The following is a 16,326-nucleotide window of genomic DNA, read 5'->3' on the forward strand; positions in this document are numbered from 1 at the left end:
GTTAAGATGGCATTAGAAAAATTAACACCTGCTGCAGGTTCAACTCATGCAACTAAAAGAATAGGTCGTGGTCAAGGCAGTGGCAATGGCAAAACTGCTGGCAAAGGTAATAAAGGTCAAAGAGCAAGAAAAGGCTACAATGAAAAAAGAGGTTTTGAGGGCGGACAACAACCACTTCAAAGACGTCTTCCAAAGGTAGGCTTTGCTTCTAAATTTGAAAAACCTTATGTTATCAATGTTGAAAAGATCGCAGCTATAAAAGAGCTTGCGGAAATTTCAATAGCAACAATAGCTAGCGTTCATAAAATTTCAAAGAGCGTTACTAAGATAAAACTAATCGGTGCAAGCGCAAAAGCTCTTGCTTCAAAGATCAAAGACGAGAACGTTAGCGTTAGCGGAACAAAATAATGGATAAAACACTGACCAACAAGATTTTAATCACGTTGGCATTTTTGTTCGCATACAGGATACTGGCTTATGTGCCAGTTCCTGGTGTTAATGTCGACGTAATTAAAGAATTTTTCAATTCAAACAATAGCAACGCCTTGGGTCTATTTAATATGTTTAGTGGTAAAGCCGCTGAGCGTTTAAGTATCATATCTCTAGGCATTATGCCTTACATCACAGCTTCGATCATCATGGAGCTTCTAGCAGCAACATTTCCAAAGTTAGGTCAGATGAAAAAAGAGCGCGACGGTATGCAAAAATATATGCAAATCATACGTTATGCAACTATCGTTATCACTCTTGTACAATCAATCGGCGTTTCTATCGGACTTCAAAGCTTAAGCGGTCGTGGTGGTGAGCAGGCTATCATGATAGATATGAATTTATTTATCGCGATCTCTGCTGTATCTATGCTAACTGGTACTATGCTACTTATGTGGATAGGCGAGCAGATCACACAGCGCGGTATAGGCAATGGTATAAGTCTTATCATCTTTGCGGGCATCGTCTCTGGCATACCTAGTGCGATCGGCGGAACTGTAAATTTGGTAAATACTTCTGAGATGAATTTCCTAACAGTTATCGCTATTTTGGTGATTATTCTAGCAACCATTGGTGCTATTATCTTTGTCGAGATGGGCGAAAGACGTATCCCTATTTCTTACTCAAGAAAAGTGATAATGGAAAATCAAAACAAACGTATAATGAACTATATACCGATCAAAGTAAATTTAAGTGGCGTTATTCCACCGATATTTGCTAGTGCGATTTTGATGTTTCCAAGCACTATTTTGCAGGCTAGCACAAATCCAGTAATCCAGGCTATCAACGACTTTTTAAGTCCAAATGGCTATATGTTTAATGTTTTAACATTTTTATTTATCATCTTTTTTGCGTTTTTCTACGCATCTATCGTATTTAACACAAAAGACATAAGTGAAAATTTAAAGAAACAAGGTGGGTTTATCCCTGGTGTTAGACCAGGCGAAAGTACTGCTAGCTATCTAAACGAAGTAGCTGGCAGACTAACTTTAGGTGGAGCTTTATACTTAGGTATTATTTCAACACTACCTTGGGTACTTGTCAAGACTATGGGCGTACCATTTTATTTTGGTGGTACATCAGTGCTTATCGTGGTTTCAGTAGCACTTGATACGATGAGACGTATAGAAGCCCAGTCTTATACAAACAAATACCAAACTCTAAGTGCAGTAGGTCTATAAAATGGCTATCACGCTAAAAAGACCAGCTGAGATAGAGAAAATGAGAGCGGCGAATAAGATCGTCGCTCGAACACTTGATCACGTTTCTACGATCATAAAACCTGGAATTTCCCTTCTTGAGATAGATAAAATTTGCGAAGATATGATAAGAGCTGCTGGAGCAAAACCTGCCTTTAAAGGGCTTTACGGCTTTCCAAATGCAGCTTGCATAAGCGTCAATGAAGTGGTAATACACGGAATTCCAAATGAGTACAAACTAAAAGAGGGCGATATCGTTAGTGTTGATATCGGCTCAAATTTAGATGGTTATTTTGGTGATTCGGCTAGGACATTTGGGGTTGGTAAAATTTCAAAAGAAGACGAGGCTTTGATCGCTTGCTCAAAAGACGCGCTATATTTTGCAATTGATTTTATAAGAGCTGGCATGCATTTTAAAGAGATTAGCTACGAGCTTGAGAAATTTATACTAGGTAGAGGCTATGTGCCTTTGCGTGGATATTGCGGTCATGGCATAGGTAAAAGGCCACACGAAGAGCCAGAAATTCCAAACTATCTTGAAGGAAACAATCCAAAAGCTGGACCAAAGATAAAAGAGGGAATGGTTTTTTGTATAGAGCCGATGATCTGCCAAAAAGATGGCACGCCAGTTTTAGGAAGCGATAACTGGAAAGTAACCTCAAAAGATGGTTTGAGAACTAGCCATTATGAGCATTGTATGGCGATAGTTAATGGCAAAGCTGAAATTTTAAGTCAAGCGTGAAATTTAGAGAAAAATTTAAAGAAAGGAGAGTTTGTGGCAAAAGACGATGTCATTGAGATTGATGGAAATGTTGTTGAAGCACTGCCAAATGCAACTTTTAAAGTTGAGCTCGACAACAAACATATAATTTTATGTCATATCGCCGGAAAGATGAGAATGCATTATATAAAGATAATGCCTGGCGACCGCGTAAAAGTAGAACTTACGCCATATAGCCTAGACAAGGGCAGGATCACTTATAGATATAAGTAAATTTGATTTTGTGGCAAATATGCTAAGTAAATTTAAAGCTGGTTTTGGATAAAATCCAAGATTTGCGAAAAGCTGTATGAAGAATTATTTTCAAAGTTCCCCACTTATTTTGAAAATAGTTGGTTTAAATTCTTTCTTTAGACCTGATGCAGCCCCTAAAAAAGTGGAATAAATTTTTAGGAGACTAAAATGAAAGTTCGTCCTTCTGTAAAGAAGATGTGTGACAAATGTAAAATTGTCAAACGTAGTGGCATAATTCGTGTTATCTGCGAAAATCCAAAACATAAACAAAGACAAGGATAAAGCATGGCACGTATTGCAGGTGTAGATTTACCAAACAAAAAGAGAATCGAGTATGGTTTGACTTATATCTATGGTATAGGTCTTTATAAATCTCGTCAAATTCTTGACGCAGCTGGAATTTCTTACGACAAGAGAGTTTATGAGCTTAGCGAAGACGAAGCAGCAGCTATCCGTAAAGAAATTCAAGAGCACCACGTCGTTGAGGGTGACTTGAGAAAACAAGTTGCTATGGATATCAAAGCTCTTATGGATCTTGGAAGTTATAGAGGTCTTCGCCACAGAAAAGGTCTTCCTGTTCGTGGTCAAAAGACTAAAACTAATGCTAGAACCAGAAAAGGCAGACGTAAGACTGTCGGTGCGGCTACTAAGTAAGGCAAGGGTTAAAGGATAATAAATGGCGAAAAGAAAAATTGTTAAGAAAAAAGTAGTTAGAAAAAGCATAGCCAAAGGTATCGTTTATATCAGTGCAACATTTAACAACACTATGGTAACTGTAACTGATGAGATGGGAAATGCTATTGCATGGAGTAGTGCAGGTGGCTTAGGCTTTAAAGGTAGTAAAAAATCAACTCCTTATGCAGCTCAACAAGCCGTAGAAGATGCTTTAAATAAAGCAAAAGAGCACGGCATTAAAGAAGTTGGCATCAAGGTTCAAGGTCCAGGTAGCGGACGTGAAACGGCTGTTAAGAGTGTAGGTGGTGTAGAGGGTATAAAAGTAACTTTCTTCAAAGATATCACACCTTTACCACACAATGGTTGCAGACCGCCAAAACGCCGCCGCGTATAATTAGAGAAAATTAGGAGAAATTATTATGGCTAGATATACAGGACCTGTTGAAAAATTAGAAAGACGTCTTGGTGTGTCTCTTGCGTTAAAAGGCGAAAGAAGACTTGCTGGTAAAAGTGCTTTAGAAAAAAGACCTTATGCGCCAGGACAACATGGACAAAGAAGAGCAAAAATAAGCGAATATGGCTTACAACTTCGTGAGAAGCAAAAAGCTAAATTTATGTATGGTGTTTCAGAGAAACAATTTAGAAGATTGTTTCAAGAAGCAGCACGCCGCGAGGGCAACACTGGTGCTCTTTTGGTTCAACTACTAGAGCAGAGATTAGACAATGTTGTTTACAGAATGGGCTTTGCAACAACTCGTCGTTTTGCTCGCCAGCTAGTAACTCACGGACATATTTTAGTAAATGGCAAGAGAGTGGATATCCCATCTTACAGAGTGGAACCAGGCTCTAAAGTAGAAGTTGCTGAGAAATCTAAAAACAATTCACAAATCGTTCGTGCGATCGATCTTACAGCTCAAACTGGCATCGTTGCTTGGGTAGATGTGGAAAAAGAGAAAAAATTTGGAATTTTCACTAGAAATCCAGAAAGAGAAGAGGTTATCATTCCTATTGAGGAAAGATTTATAGTAGAGCTTTATTCGAAATAATAGAGGGTATAAAGATGAGAAAGATTACTACATCAGCTTATATGCCAACTGAAATTGAAGTTAAAAGTGTTAGCGAAAATGTTGCTAACATTACAGCATATCCTTTTGAAGCAGGTTATGCTGTTACTTTGGCTCACCCACTACGCCGTCTTCTTTACACAAGTACGGTAGGCTTTGCTCCTATTGGTGTAAAGATAAAAGGCGTTAGCCACGAATTTGATAGTATGCGCGGCATGCTTGAAGACGTAGCGTTTTTTATTATAAATTTGAAAAAGATCAGATTTAAGTTAAAAAGCGGCAGTGGGCGTGAAGTTATAGAGTATAGCTTTAAAGGACCAAAAGAGATAACTGGCGCTGACCTAAATAACGATCTAGTTGAGATCGTTAATCCAGATGCATATCTTGCTACCATCAACGAAGATGCTGAGTTAAATTTCTCAGTTATCATTCAAAAAGGCATCGGATATGTTCCTAGTGAAGAGATCAGAGAAGAGATCGAAGACGAGTATATCGCACTAGATGCTTTCTTTACACCTGTTAAAAAAGCAGTTTATGAGATACAAAACGTCTTGGTTGAAGATGACCCAGACTACGAGAAGATCGTATTTACGATAACAACAGATGGTCAAGTTGGTCCAGTAGAAGCTTTTAAAAATTGTTTAGAAGCTATGTATCAGCAAATGTCAGTATTTAAAGGAATTTTAGATATTGATGTTAGCGCTCCAGTTGCTAGTTCAAGTGCAAGCGGCGAGTTTTCAAAGCTGCTTTCTAGTGTAGAAGATCTAAATTTAAGCGCAAGAAGTTTTAACTGTCTTGATAAGGCTGAGATTAGATTTATCGGTGAGCTTGCGTTGATGGACGAAAACGAGCTTAAAGAGCTTAAAAATTTAGGTAAAAAATCTCTTGAAGAGATAAAAGCGGTTATGGAAGAGATAGGCTATCCAGTTGGTGTCGATGTGTTAAAAGATAGCAAAGAGCAACTCAGAAAGAAAATAACCGAGCTAAAATCACAAATGAGTGCAAAAGAATAAAAGGACAATAGATGAGACATAAACACGGATATCGCAAACTTGGTAGAACGTCATCTCATAGATCTGCATTGCTTAAGAATTTAGCGATAGCTATCATCAAAAGCGAAAAGATAGAGACAACTTTACCAAAAGCAAAAGAGCTTAGAAGCTATGTTGAAAAGCTGATAACAAGAGCTAGAAAGGGCGACTCTAACGCTCACAGAGCAGTATTTGCTTCCTTGCAAGACAAAGAGACTACAAATAAGCTAGTTACTGAAGTAGCTCCAAAGTTTAAAGAGCGCAACGGTGGCTATACAAGGATCATCAAAACTCGCGTTCGCAGAGGCGACGCAGCTGAGATGGCTTATATAGAGCTAGTAGCTGAATAATCCCCAGAGAGCCTATCTGGCTCTCTTTTCTTTCTAAATTTATCTTTTTACGTTTTATAAATTTTTATTTTTAAAAAACTTTTTAAATTTCTCCTTTCTGTTTTCAAGTAAATTTACAAGTTGAAACGCTTTAAATTTTGACTTTTGGAGTGTTTGAGGTGATGGCACGTAGCTAATGCAAATTTATATAATGGCGTTAAACCAAAAAATAACTAGATGATCATGACGTAAAGTTTAATACACTCAAAATCCCTATAATATACCTATAAATTTTTAACTCTTTCGGGGGAGTTTTATAAAAAGCATAAAGATGTGGTTGAGAAATTTAAAAAGGCTCAGGACGAAATTTTAGACTACATCAAAGCAAACGAGGACGAGGCGCTTAAATTTACGGCCGAAGAGACCGGGCTTAGCATAGAGGCGGTAAAGAGCATGTATCCTCAGTACGACTTTAGCCCAAAGATCACGGCTGAAGATATAAAAGCGCTTGAGGCTACGCAAGAATTTATGCTTGAAAGTAAGATGATCGAGCAAAAAATAGATATAAAATCACTTCTACTAAACTAAATTTAAAGGGCAAATTTGCCCTTTTTTCTCACAAAAAACCACCAAAATTTAAAGCCAAAACGCCCCCTAGCAAAAGCCTAGAAAACGTTTGTTTGCACTTTATCTGCTATAATAGCTAAAAAATTTAAGGAAAAAATATGATCCCATTTAGTGATGAAGAGCTTTTAAAACCAGTGACTGCGAGTTTGCAAAAGGTGCTACCTATGCTTGAAAATGACGGCGGCGGCATGGAGCTACTTGGCATAAAAAATGGCAAAATTTACGTAAGGCTTACAGGGCATTGTCACGGATGTGCGGCTAGCACGACCACGCTAAAATACGGCATCGAAAGGCAGCTTCGTATCGACATTCACCCAGAGCTTGAGGTCATAAACGTCCCAATAGGCGAGGAATTTAACATTGATGGATTATAAAAAAGTAGGCATAAAATATTTCAAACGCTCTAAATTTAAAGATGCGATCTTTTACTTTTCGCTAGCCTACGAGAAGACACGCGAGAAGGATCTGCTATTTTTGATACAAATTTGCTCTCTTGGCGAGGAAAATGCCGAGGAGGCAAAGCTCTTGTTTGACTACTACATGGCGAAGGTAAGAGCCGGCGAGGACGACGAGGGCGTGGAGGAAATTTTAAAAATTTTAGAGTCCAGAGACGAGGAGAGCGAGTACTTTGAAGAGCAAGACGCGATCAGCTACGAGGACTTTAAAAGGGCTGTTTATAAGGACGGCAGCTTTAAAAAGGTCTTTGAAAACATCATGTTCTCAACCAAGGTGATGATCTCAAACAAAGACGATTTTTTGGAATTTTTAGGAAATTTGATAAAAAATGACTTCATCGATATGAGCATGAACTACCTTGAGAGTGCAGCGGTGATGTTTGGCGGCGACGAGCGTATAGATCAGCTTTTTAAAGAGATACAAAAAAGACAAAACGATGAAAATATCAGTAGAAAATAGCTTCATAACAGATGACTCAAACGAGTGCGAGCAGGGTGCATACTTTGTGCAAACCACTGCAAATGTGAGATTTGCAGAGGACGCAGTAAAAAATGGCGCTAAGATAATCACCCTTGAGGAGTGCAAAAAGCTTTTAAAAATAGATGAAAGCTTAAAGATAGTTGGCATCACAGGGACAAATGGCAAGACCACGACAGCTGCTGCTATCTACGAGACCCTACGAAATTTAGGTAAAAAATGCGGGCTAAGTGGCACTAGAGGAGCTTTTATAGAGGGCGAGCAGATAGATGACAAGGCGCTTACGACAAGTGCCATTTTAAAGACGCTCTCATACCTCAAAGCAGCCAGCGAGCAGGGCTGTGAGTACTTCGTGATGGAGGTTAGCTCACACGCGATCGCTCAAAAACGCATAGAGAGCTTAAATTTTGCTCTTAAAATTTTTACAAACCTAACGCAAGATCACCTAGACTACCACAAGAGCATGGAGGAGTACGCTAGGGTAAAATCAAGCTTTTTTGACGATGAGAGCGTAAAGCTCATAAATATTGACGATGGTGGAGTTAAATTTAACCCAAAAAACGCCTACACATATGCGCTCAAAAAGCCAGCTAGCTTTGCGCCGATAGTTTATGGGCTAAAAGACGGCATAGACGCAGTCATCAAGACGCCAAATGGCGATGTGGAGATAGACTCAAGCCTTCAAGGTGAGTTTAATCTCTACAACCTAATCGCCGCTCTTGGAGCTGTTTGCCTGCTAGAGCGCCCAGAAGCGGCCACACTTTCAAAGGCGATAAGTAAATTTAAAGGCGTGAGCGGTAGGATGGAGGTCGTTAGCACCGATCCGCTAGTCATCGTAGATTTTGCTCATACGCCAGATGGCATAGAAAAGGTGCTAAACTCGCTTAGACATCTAAATTTGATCGCAGTCTTTGGCGCAGGCGGCGACAGAGATAGGACAAAGCGCCCTAAAATGGGAGCGATAGCTCAAAAATACGCAAGAATTTGCATCGTTACAAGTGACAATCCAAGAAGCGAAGAGCCAGAGAGCATAATCGATGAAATTTGCGCTGGCATGAGCCAAAATGAAAATTTGATACGAAACGCCAACCGCAAAGAGGCGATCGCTCTAGCCATTAGCAAGCTAGAACCTGGCTGGGCGCTTGTCATACTTGGCAAAGGTGACGAGCCATATCAGGAGATAAAGGGCGTCAAGCACCCATTTAGCGACAAAGAAGTTGTAATTGAGCTTTTAAAGAGGTAAAAATGAATATAGAAATTTTAGCTAGCAAGATCCACAGAGCCGTCGTGACAGACGCAAATTTAAACTATGTTGGCTCGATCAGCATCGGCGAGGAGCTTATAAAGGCTGCAAATTTGATAGAAAATCAAAAGGTTGAAATTTTAGACGTAAATAACGGCGAGAGATTTGCCACATACGTGATAAAGGGCAAAAAAGGCGAAATTTGCCTAAACGGCGCAGCTGCTAGAAAGGTTTGCGTTGGCGACGTGGTCATCATCGTGGCGTATGCTAGTATGAAATTTAAAAAGGCTAAGAAATTTAAGCCAACCATCGTGCATGTAAATAACAAAAACGAGATCATAAAGGAGTAGGCGATGTTTGAGGGATTTGACTTTTCAAAGATGGGGCAGATGCTTGAGGATGTGCAAAAGCAAGCCAAGCAGATGGAAGAAGAGAGCAAAAATAAAGAATTTGGCGCAAAAAGTGGCGGCGGACTAGTTAGCGTGAGAGCAAACGGCAGCGGTGAGATACTTGATATCAGCATAGATGATAGCTTGCTTGAAGATAAAGAGAGCATGCAAATTTTATTAATAAGCGCCGTAAATGACGTGCTAAAGTCGGTTGAGGCCGATAAGAAAAACACCGCTTCAAGGATGCTTGGCGGGCTTGCTTCGATGGGGATAAAATGAGACTAAAATATAAATTTGCCCTTGCTTTTTTACTATCAGCACTTTGCCTAAATGCCGATCCTAGGCCTACGCAAGAGGACTTTAACGCCTGCTTTGAAAAGAACAAAAACTCAATCGTCTCAGTTAATAAACACTTTGGCGTGGCTATCACTAAAAATTTGATCGCAGTGCCAAAAAGTGATGGTGCTCCACTTGGTGAATATGTCAAATTTGACCCATATTTGCAGCTCTTTTTGGTCCGCTCTAGCAAGGAGCTAAGCCCTGTCGTGATGGCTGATGAGACCAACGAGGAGCGCATAAAAAAGAGCACTTGGGTTGGAATTTTAAACGACTCAAACAACACCGTCATGGGTCACATCAAGTCTTTAGGGCAAAATTTAGGCGACTTTGACACGCTAAGCTTCGAGTATAACGCGACTGGCGAGATAAACACACCTTGTTGTAAGATGATAGGCATAGCTGTGGGCGGTGATAAATTTATACCAAACCGCTATTTAAAGCACTTTGTATCTTACGATGACGTCTATTACGGCGATATCGGCGTGAAATTCTTGCAAAAAGAGGATAAATTTTTTGTTGGTCTTGTTGATCCACTGGGCCGCGGCAAGATGATGATGGTTGATGATGAGCTCGTTAGTATAAATGGCATCAAGCCAAAGAGCCTAAGAGAGCTAAATGAGATGGTACTTTTTGCTCCAAAGGGCGCAAGACTAGACATCATCGTAAAACGCGATAGAGAGCAGCTACTCTTTCAAGTGCCAGTAAGCGGGGATGTGAAATTTAACCAAAGCCTTGATATAGATGCCCCTTCAAGCCTTGATCTGCCAAATTTAAACATCATGCCAAAGTCGCCTGAGAGCTTGCTTGATGATAAAATTTTGGTGGATTATGGTATCACGGTCGATAAAAATTTAGTCGTTACTAAGGTCGAGCCAAAGTCAAATGCAGAAATTTTTGGCATCAAGATAGGCGATAAAATTTTAGGCTACAACAAAGAGAGCGTAAGCAACCGCGAGGAGCTTTTAGAAAAGATAAGCGACCTGCAAAATTTCGTGCTTTTATTTACCAGAAATGACTTTCAGTTCTTTGCAAGAGTGCCAAAATGAGCCTGCTTGAGGAGTTTGTAAAATTTCTAAATGCAAATTTGCCAAAGGCGCCTAGCTTTCACCCTTACTACGAGGAGACGCTTGGCGTTATGCTAAAGGCCGGAGGTAAGCACTTTAGGGCGCTTTTGCTTCTTGGCGTGGTGGAGAGTGTGGATAAAAGCCTCACGCAAAAGGCTATGAGAGTGGCTTTGGGGCTTGAGATGATGCATACATACTCGCTCATCCACGATGATCTGCCTTCGATGGATAACGCAAGCCTAAGGCGCGGCACGCCAACGCTTCACGTCACATACGACGAAACGACTGCGATACTTGCAGGAGATGCGCTAAATACGCATGCTTTTTATGAAATTTCACGCGCCGATTTGCCAGCGCAAACACGCATAAAATGCGTGGAAATTTTAAGCGAAAATGCTGGCGTTAGCGGCATGGTGCTAGGTCAGGCGCTTGATTGTTTTTTTGAAAATACAAACAAAGAGGACATCAAAAGAGCAAAGGCTAAATTTGGCCTCTCTGGCAAGATGCTAAGCCTTGATGAGCTAGTATTTTTACACATCCACAAAACCGCAAAGCTCATCGCTGCTAGCCTAAAAATGGGCGCTGTGATAGCAAATTTAGACGAAAAAGAGTGCGATAAAATTTATGATATCGGCCTAAAGCTTGGGCTTGCTTTTCAGATACAAGATGACATTATCGACCTTACAAGCGACGAAGTGGCCGCTGGAAAACCCGTGCATAACGACCTATCGAAAAATTCATTTACAAATTTACTTGGCCTTGAAGGTGCAAAAAAGAAAAAAGATGAGCTAATTTGCCAGATAGAAGAGGTGCTAAAACAGATAGATACTGGCATAGCAAAGATGATCTTGGAGCTTACGGACAAGCACCTTAGATAGTGCGTAAATTTAGTAAATTTATATCACTTTTTAGACATTTTGGGCAAAAATGCAAGGCAAGTTTTAATCACTTTTTTGTATAATCTGACGCAATAAAAGGAGATCATATGCTAAAAAAACAAGCCGATACTATAAGATTTTTGTGCGCTGATATGGTGCAAAACGCTAACAGCGGACACCCAGGTGCTCCTATGGGCCTAGCTGATATCATGGTGGTTTTAAGCAACTTTTTAAAACACAACCCTAAAAATCCAAAATGGCTAAACAGGGATAGGCTCGTTTTTAGCGGTGGTCACGCATCAAGCTTGGTTTATAGCTTTTTGCACCTAAGCGGCTACGATCTAAGCTTAGATGAGCTTAAAAATTTCCGCCAACTTGGCTCAAACACCCCAGGACACCCAGAAATTCACACTCCAGGCGTTGAGGTGGCTACTGGCCCACTTGGTCAGGGCGTAGCAAATGCAGTTGGCCTAGCAATGGCAGAAAAATACGCTGCAAACGTGCTAAATGAGCCAGACAATAAAATCATCGATCATAAAATTTACTGCCTTTGCGGCGACGGCGACCTAGAAGAGGGCATAAGCTACGAGGCATGTTCAATCGCAGGAAATCTAAGACTAGACAACCTTGTGCTCATCTACGACTCAAACAATATCACGATCGAGGGCGATACAGCGATAGCATTTAGCGAGGACGTCAAGGCTAGGTTTGAGGCGCAGGGCTGGGAGGTCGCACGCATCGACGGACATGACTTCAACCAGATCGAATTTGCACTTGAGCAAGCTAGCGAGAAAGAGTCGCCATATCTCATCATCGCAAACACGCACATAGCACGCGGCGCAATGGAGCTTGAGGGTAGCCACCACAGCCACGGAGCACCACTTGGCGAGGAGATCATCAAAAAGGCAAAGGCTGCAGTTGGCTTTGACCCTGAGAAGAAATTTGCCATTGACGAGGACGTGCTTTTAAGATTTAGAGGTGCGGTAGAAAAGGGCGATCTTGAAGAGGCTATGTGGAACAAAAAGGTCGAGGCATTAAGTGTTGAGGGTAAAAATTTGCTAAATTCCCTTCTTAATCCAGACTTTAGCAAGATCGAATTTCCAGACTTTAGCGACAAAAAGCTAGCCACAAGAGATACAAACCATGTCATTTTAAATGAGATAGCTAAAAAACTCCCTGGCTTTATCGGCGGTAGTGCAGATCTTGCTCCATCAAACAAGACCGAGCTAAAGGGTATGGGCGACTTCCCAAATGGCAAAAACATCCACTACGGTATTAGAGAGCACGCCATGGCAGCTATCAATAACGGCATCGCTAGATACGGTCTTTTCTTGCCATTTTCAGCGACATTTTTTATCTTCAGCGACTATCTAAAGCCAAGTGCGAGGATAGCAGCGCTAATGGGCATCAAGCACTTTTTTGTCTTCACACACGATAGCATCGGCGTTGGCGAAGATGGTCCGACACACCAGCCAATAGAACAGCTTGGCACATTTAGAGCTATGCCAAATTTCTACACATTCCGCCCAGCTGATGGCAACGAAAACGCAGCTAGCTGGCATGCGGCGCTAAATTTAAACGCTCCAAGTGCCTTTGTGCTTAGTCGCCAAGGGCTTGACCCACTTGCAAAAGGCGAATTTGGCGAGGTTAGTAATGGCGCGTATCTTTTAAGCTCGGCAAAAGATGCGAAAGTCACATTTATAGCAAGTGGCAGCGAAGTCTCACTTTGTGTAAAAGCAGCCGCACTTCTAGCTGAGCAAGGTATCGGTGCAAATATCGTATCAGCGCCTTGTTTTGACCTGCTTTGCGAGCAGCCAGCTGAGTATGTGGCTAGAATTTTAGATAAAAACACAACGATCATCGCAGTTGAGGCTGCAACTGGCTATGAGTGGTATAAATTTGCCGACGCAGTTTATGGCATGAACAGCTTTGGCGCCAGCGGCAAGGCGAACGAGCTATTTGATCACTTTGGATTTACTCCGCAAAAGCTTGCAAATTTTGCTAGCGAACTTATATAAAATTTAACTTTGGGGAGTAAAATCCCCAACTGCAATCTACAATCAAAAAAGGCATTTTATGGAAATTTCTCACGTTATCGTTTTGGCCTTGGTGCAAGGCATAAGCGAGTTTTTGCCGATATCTAGCTCGGCTCATCTCATCTTGGTGCCAAAGCTACTTGGCTGGCCAGATCAAGGGCTTGCTTTTGACGTGGCAGTGCATGTTGGTACGCTAAGCGCGATACTTTTTTATTTTAAAGATACGATTTTTAAGCTACTTCGCGACTTTTTTGCCTCGATAGCACAAAGAAAGATGGTGGGCGATAGCTTGCTTGTCTGGTGCGTGGGATTTGCCACTATCCCAGTTGGCATCTTTGGGCTTTTGTTTAACAACGTGATCGAAGAGTACGCAAGAAGTGGCGTTGTGATCGCAGTTACAACTATCATCTTTGGCATCGCACTTTACTTTGCTGATCTTCGCTCAACAAACAAAAGCGAATATGAAATGACCATAAAATTTGCTCTTATCATAGGCTTAGCACAGGCTGTGGCGCTCATCCCTGGTGTCTCAAGATCAGGCATAACGATGACAGCAGCACTTTTTTTAGGATTTAGCCACAAAGGCAGTGCAAATTTCTCATTTTTACTTTCGATACCTGTCATCATCCTAGCTGGCGGACTTGAGAGTATCAAGCTTATCAAAGATCCAAACGCCTTACCTTGGAGCGACATCGCCCTTGGCGTCATCATAAGTGCAGTAAGTGCTTATATCTGCGTGAAGCTATTTATGGGGATCATCTCAAGGATCAGGATGCTACCTTTTGTCATCTACCGCTTGATCTTGGGTGCGTTTTTGCTCTATCTGTTTTTATAAATTTAAGTTGTAAAAGGGCTAGGTTGGATAGACCTAGCCAAAATGATAAATTTGCCAAAAGCTTGGCAAATTTACTCCTCTTTTTTATCTTTTTTTATGACGTTTATGAAGTCTTTTGCGGCTTGATATGCTCTGTCGCCAAATTTCTTAGCTTCTGATTTTATATCCATCTGTTTGATGTCTTCAAGCTTGTCGTTCGCCTTTTTCTCAAACTCTGCGATATCTTGTTTGAGGCCTTCAAGCTTGTCATTTGCGTCAAAATTTAGCTTTAGCTTTTTGCTCTTGTCGTTTAGCTCTTGCTTTAGGGCTTCAAATTTATTGTTTGCCTCGCTCATAAGCTTTGCAACGCCGTTTGACTTTAGCTCCTCAAGCCTTGAGCTGATCTGCTCCATCGCTTGATCGCTTATGCGTTTAAATTTTGCTAGATTTGTATCAAGCTCGCTATTTATCACGCTTTCAATCTCGCTTTTAGCCACGCCATCAAATTCATTTTCAAGCTCTTTAAGAAGCGCTATGAACTCTTCATCCACGTTTTTTAAATTTAAAAGCTGTGAGTTTAGCCTTAGCTCATCTGGAGCAAATTTCGCCTCATCTTTTAGCTTCTCAATAGCTCTTAAGATGCCATCTCTTGTGCCATTTATCGCGCCTTTTATGAGCTCTTTTGCAAATATATGCCCCTCATTTGCTAAATTTCCAGCTGCACTAATGATATTTTTTGAAATTTCAAACATTCGCTCTTTGCTAAACTCCCCGCCTCTTATCGCGGCGTAGGTCATATTTTTAGCTATCGCACCAGCGGTCTCTTCGACATCCTTTGCGCCTTCAAGTGTTGTTAAAAAGGCGATTTGAGCACTCTCTTTTAAGATGCCAAGCATCCTTGTTTCTCTGATAATGGCGTTGTTTAAAAGCTCTAAAATTTCCTCTTTTTCGCCAAAATCTCTATCCTTTACGACCTCTTCAGCCGCTTCAAATGAAATTTTTAGCCTATTTTTTATCTCTTCTCGCTTTGCCTCGATGGCTCTATTTATCTCATCTCTTTTATCAAATAGCTCATAAAGCTGCTTCTCTTCGCCGCTAACTAGGGCCTGATTTATCCCCTCCATAGCGCTTTTTAGGTTTTTAGCATTTATGAGGCTCTCTTTATCCATTTTGTCGTAAAGCTCGTTCATCTTTTGCTTCAAAAGATCAGGCAGTGTGTTTTCGTCTTTGTCTGAGACGTCCCTAAAAAAGTCGTTGCAAAGAGCTTTTATGCTAGTTAGTAGCCCCTCGCTATCTTTATAATCACGTAAATTTTGTTCAAGTTTATCCATATTTTTGCCTTATAAAACGTATTTTGCTTCGTGTTTTAGCGCTGAAAATATCTCCAGTCTCTCTTCTTCGCTTAAAACTAGCACAGCTAGATCGTAGCTAGCGTATTTTTTATCCTTGCTAAATTTTGAAAAAACTAGCTTAAATTCTCTATCTTTTACTATCTCTTTTACCTTCTCTTCGGCATTTACGCCAGCATCAAATATCACTTTGTACTCCCAGTGTGTTGGGTAGTCGATTTTTGCCTTTTTATTATTTAGATCGCATATATTCGCCACTTTTGCCTCCTGTTTTGCTCTCTAGTACGATGTTACTGATCTCCATACCTTTATCTATGGCTTTTACCATGTCATAAATGGTTAAAAGTCCCACGCTCACGCCTGTTAGCGCCTCCATCTCAACGCCTGTTTTGCCCTCGATCTTTACGCTCACGTAAAGCTTAAAAGCGCAAATTTCAGGCAGCTCCTCGATGTCACAATCTACGCCCAAAATGGCTAGTGGATGGCACATAGGTATTAGCTCGCTTGTCTTTTTAGCACCCATTATCGCAGCGACAACGGCTGTTTGGATGACTGGGCCTTTTTTGCCGGTATTTTCTTTGATCGCCTTAAAAGCATCTTTGCTCATTTTGATGATCCCGCTAGCAGTTGCTACTCTTTTAGTTGGATCCTTTGGGCTTACATCGACCATCTTTGGACGGTCTTTTTCATCTAAATGTGTTAGCATTATCTCTCCTTTTTTGGCAGATTATAGCCTATTTAAACAAATTTAGCCCAACAAGAAATTTAAGCAAAAATATTTTTTAATCCCAAAATTTGAGCTTTTGCATTCTTGTTTTGAAATTTGCCATTTCTTAAAATAAAAATTTAGAT

At 40.8% G+C, this 16,326-nt stretch carries 23 protein-coding genes; 20 read left to right on the forward strand and 3 right to left on the reverse strand.

Features of this window, described 5'->3' with window-relative positions; all coding sequences use genetic code 11:
- Positions 1-6 precede the first annotated feature (6 nt).
- From rplO to FZ945_RS03010, 20 genes are all read left to right on the forward strand, one after another.
- Entirely contained in the window at positions 7-408 is a 402-nt protein-coding gene (rplO, locus tag FZ945_RS02915; RefSeq protein ID WP_002941506.1) for a 50S ribosomal protein L15, read from the forward strand.
- Positions 408-1,670, forward strand: coding sequence for a preprotein translocase subunit SecY (gene secY / locus FZ945_RS02920; protein ID WP_009295263.1), 1,263 nt, complete (start codon positions 408-410; stop codon positions 1,668-1,670). The genes rplO and secY overlap by 1 nt, the downstream gene beginning before the upstream one ends.
- A gap of 1 nt (position 1,671) precedes the next feature.
- Positions 1,672-2,430: a type I methionyl aminopeptidase gene (gene map / locus FZ945_RS02925; protein WP_087583627.1), complete on the forward strand. Its 759-nt coding sequence runs from the start codon at positions 1,672-1,674 to the stop codon at positions 2,428-2,430.
- A 33-nt stretch (positions 2,431-2,463) separates the two neighbouring features.
- A complete protein-coding gene (gene infA, locus FZ945_RS02930) occupies positions 2,464-2,682 on the forward strand; it encodes a translation initiation factor IF-1 (RefSeq protein WP_002848031.1) in 219 nt (72 codons plus the stop codon).
- A 189-nt stretch (positions 2,683-2,871) separates the two neighbouring features.
- Positions 2,872-2,985: a 50S ribosomal protein L36 gene (rpmJ, locus tag FZ945_RS02935; RefSeq protein WP_002941545.1), complete on the forward strand. Its 114-nt coding sequence runs from the start codon at positions 2,872-2,874 to the stop codon at positions 2,983-2,985.
- Between the two features lie 3 nt (positions 2,986-2,988).
- A complete protein-coding gene (gene rpsM, locus FZ945_RS02940; protein ID WP_012140556.1) occupies positions 2,989-3,357 on the forward strand; it encodes a 30S ribosomal protein S13 in 369 nt (122 codons plus the stop codon).
- 22 nt (positions 3,358-3,379) lie between these two features.
- On the forward strand, positions 3,380-3,772 hold the full coding sequence (gene rpsK, locus FZ945_RS02945) for a 30S ribosomal protein S11 (RefSeq protein ID WP_002941551.1): 393 nt from the start codon (positions 3,380-3,382) through the stop codon (positions 3,770-3,772).
- Positions 3,773-3,797: 25 nt separating this feature from the next.
- The gene (gene rpsD / locus FZ945_RS02950; RefSeq protein ID WP_148802355.1) at positions 3,798-4,424 is read left to right on the forward strand and encodes a 30S ribosomal protein S4; all 627 of its coding nucleotides are present in this window, start codon (positions 3,798-3,800) and stop codon (positions 4,422-4,424) included.
- Positions 4,425-4,438: 14 nt separating this feature from the next.
- On the forward strand, positions 4,439-5,455 hold the full coding sequence (locus FZ945_RS02955; RefSeq protein WP_148802357.1) for a DNA-directed RNA polymerase subunit alpha: 1,017 nt from the start codon (positions 4,439-4,441) through the stop codon (positions 5,453-5,455).
- An 11-nt stretch (positions 5,456-5,466) separates the two neighbouring features.
- Positions 5,467-5,823 (forward strand): 50S ribosomal protein L17, encoded by a 357-nt coding sequence (rplQ, locus tag FZ945_RS02960; RefSeq protein WP_002941584.1) that lies wholly within the window; start codon positions 5,467-5,469, stop codon positions 5,821-5,823.
- 312 nt (positions 5,824-6,135) lie between these two features.
- Positions 6,136-6,390, forward strand: coding sequence for a substrate-binding domain-containing protein (locus FZ945_RS02965; RefSeq protein ID WP_262367139.1), 255 nt, complete (start codon positions 6,136-6,138; stop codon positions 6,388-6,390).
- A 137-nt stretch (positions 6,391-6,527) separates the two neighbouring features.
- Complete coding sequence (locus FZ945_RS02970) at positions 6,528-6,803, forward strand: NifU family protein (protein ID WP_002941565.1); 276 nt, start codon at positions 6,528-6,530, stop codon at positions 6,801-6,803.
- Positions 6,790-7,344, forward strand: coding sequence for a histidine kinase (locus FZ945_RS02975; protein WP_103640088.1), 555 nt, complete (start codon positions 6,790-6,792; stop codon positions 7,342-7,344). Before FZ945_RS02970 ends, FZ945_RS02975 begins: the two co-directional genes overlap by 14 nt.
- Positions 7,322-8,605: a UDP-N-acetylmuramoyl-L-alanyl-D-glutamate--2,6-diaminopimelate ligase gene (locus FZ945_RS02980; RefSeq protein ID WP_148802359.1), complete on the forward strand. Its 1,284-nt coding sequence runs from the start codon at positions 7,322-7,324 to the stop codon at positions 8,603-8,605. Before FZ945_RS02975 ends, FZ945_RS02980 begins: the two co-directional genes overlap by 23 nt.
- A gap of 2 nt (positions 8,606-8,607) precedes the next feature.
- Positions 8,608-8,955 (forward strand): aspartate 1-decarboxylase, encoded by a 348-nt coding sequence (gene panD / locus FZ945_RS02985; protein WP_002941539.1) that lies wholly within the window; start codon positions 8,608-8,610, stop codon positions 8,953-8,955.
- Between the two features lie 3 nt (positions 8,956-8,958).
- A complete protein-coding gene (locus FZ945_RS02990; protein ID WP_002941513.1) occupies positions 8,959-9,273 on the forward strand; it encodes a YbaB/EbfC family nucleoid-associated protein in 315 nt (104 codons plus the stop codon).
- On the forward strand, positions 9,270-10,379 hold the full coding sequence (locus FZ945_RS02995; protein ID WP_148802361.1) for a DUF7488 domain-containing protein: 1,110 nt from the start codon (positions 9,270-9,272) through the stop codon (positions 10,377-10,379). The genes FZ945_RS02990 and FZ945_RS02995 overlap by 4 nt, the downstream gene beginning before the upstream one ends.
- Positions 10,376-11,275 (forward strand): polyprenyl synthetase family protein, encoded by a 900-nt coding sequence (locus FZ945_RS03000; protein ID WP_148802363.1) that lies wholly within the window; start codon positions 10,376-10,378, stop codon positions 11,273-11,275. Before FZ945_RS02995 ends, FZ945_RS03000 begins: the two co-directional genes overlap by 4 nt.
- A gap of 107 nt (positions 11,276-11,382) precedes the next feature.
- Positions 11,383-13,293, forward strand: a complete 1,911-nt coding sequence (gene tkt / locus FZ945_RS03005) for a transketolase (protein ID WP_148802365.1) — start codon at positions 11,383-11,385, stop codon at positions 13,291-13,293.
- A 58-nt stretch (positions 13,294-13,351) separates the two neighbouring features.
- Entirely contained in the window at positions 13,352-14,146 is a 795-nt protein-coding gene (locus FZ945_RS03010) for an undecaprenyl-diphosphate phosphatase (RefSeq protein ID WP_002941660.1), read from the forward strand.
- Between the two features lie 71 nt (positions 14,147-14,217).
- Here the strand turns inward: FZ945_RS03010 and FZ945_RS03015 are convergent, their stop codons facing one another.
- Genes FZ945_RS03015 through moaC form a run of 3 tightly spaced genes read right to left on the reverse strand, consistent with a single transcriptional unit; the run spans position 14,218 to position 16,183 of the window.
- Positions 14,218-15,456 (reverse strand): hypothetical protein, encoded by a 1,239-nt coding sequence (locus tag FZ945_RS03015; RefSeq protein WP_148802367.1) that lies wholly within the window; start codon positions 15,454-15,456, stop codon positions 14,218-14,220.
- A 9-nt stretch (positions 15,457-15,465) separates the two neighbouring features.
- Positions 15,466-15,732 (reverse strand): HP0495 family protein, encoded by a 267-nt coding sequence (locus FZ945_RS03020; protein WP_009295275.1) that lies wholly within the window; start codon positions 15,730-15,732, stop codon positions 15,466-15,468.
- Entirely contained in the window at positions 15,707-16,183 is a 477-nt protein-coding gene (moaC, locus tag FZ945_RS03025; protein ID WP_180997186.1) for a cyclic pyranopterin monophosphate synthase MoaC, read from the reverse strand. Before moaC ends, FZ945_RS03020 begins: the two co-directional genes overlap by 26 nt.
- Positions 16,184-16,326 lie beyond the last annotated feature (143 nt).

It is taken from the genome of Campylobacter concisus (assembly GCF_902460535.1).
GTDB classification, from domain to species: Bacteria; Campylobacterota; Campylobacteria; order Campylobacterales; family Campylobacteraceae; genus Campylobacter_A; species Campylobacter_A concisus_AS.

What these genes read in the sequence shown, in the direction of transcription:
- rplO (WP_002941506.1), top strand. Translation starts at nt 7, where the DNA reads ATGGCATTAGAAAAATTAACACCTGCTGCAGGTTCAACTCATGCAACT.
- secY (WP_009295263.1), top strand. Translation starts at nt 408, where the DNA reads ATGGATAAAACACTGACCAACAAGATTTTAATCACGTTGGCATTTTTG.
- map (WP_087583627.1), top strand. Translation starts at nt 1,672, where the DNA reads ATGGCTATCACGCTAAAAAGACCAGCTGAGATAGAGAAAATGAGAGCG.
- rpmJ (WP_002941545.1), top strand. Translation starts at nt 2,872, where the DNA reads ATGAAAGTTCGTCCTTCTGTAAAGAAGATGTGTGACAAATGTAAAATT.
- rpsM (WP_012140556.1), top strand. Translation starts at nt 2,989, where the DNA reads ATGGCACGTATTGCAGGTGTAGATTTACCAAACAAAAAGAGAATCGAG.
- rpsK (WP_002941551.1), top strand. Translation starts at nt 3,380, where the DNA reads ATGGCGAAAAGAAAAATTGTTAAGAAAAAAGTAGTTAGAAAAAGCATA.
- rpsD (WP_148802355.1), top strand. Translation starts at nt 3,798, where the DNA reads ATGGCTAGATATACAGGACCTGTTGAAAAATTAGAAAGACGTCTTGGT.
- FZ945_RS02955 (WP_148802357.1), top strand. Translation starts at nt 4,439, where the DNA reads ATGAGAAAGATTACTACATCAGCTTATATGCCAACTGAAATTGAAGTT.
- rplQ (WP_002941584.1), top strand. Translation starts at nt 5,467, where the DNA reads ATGAGACATAAACACGGATATCGCAAACTTGGTAGAACGTCATCTCAT.
- FZ945_RS02970 (WP_002941565.1), top strand. Translation starts at nt 6,528, where the DNA reads ATGATCCCATTTAGTGATGAAGAGCTTTTAAAACCAGTGACTGCGAGT.
- FZ945_RS02980 (WP_148802359.1), top strand. Translation starts at nt 7,322, where the DNA reads ATGAAAATATCAGTAGAAAATAGCTTCATAACAGATGACTCAAACGAG.
- panD (WP_002941539.1), top strand. Translation starts at nt 8,608, where the DNA reads ATGAATATAGAAATTTTAGCTAGCAAGATCCACAGAGCCGTCGTGACA.
- FZ945_RS02990 (WP_002941513.1), top strand. Translation starts at nt 8,959, where the DNA reads ATGTTTGAGGGATTTGACTTTTCAAAGATGGGGCAGATGCTTGAGGAT.
- FZ945_RS02995 (WP_148802361.1), top strand. Translation starts at nt 9,270, where the DNA reads ATGAGACTAAAATATAAATTTGCCCTTGCTTTTTTACTATCAGCACTT.
- FZ945_RS03000 (WP_148802363.1), top strand. Translation starts at nt 10,376, where the DNA reads ATGAGCCTGCTTGAGGAGTTTGTAAAATTTCTAAATGCAAATTTGCCA.
- tkt (WP_148802365.1), top strand. Translation starts at nt 11,383, where the DNA reads ATGCTAAAAAAACAAGCCGATACTATAAGATTTTTGTGCGCTGATATG.
- FZ945_RS03010 (WP_002941660.1), top strand. Translation starts at nt 13,352, where the DNA reads ATGGAAATTTCTCACGTTATCGTTTTGGCCTTGGTGCAAGGCATAAGC.
- FZ945_RS03015 (WP_148802367.1), bottom strand. Translation starts at nt 15,456, where the DNA reads ATGGATAAACTTGAACAAAATTTACGTGATTATAAAGATAGCGAGGGG.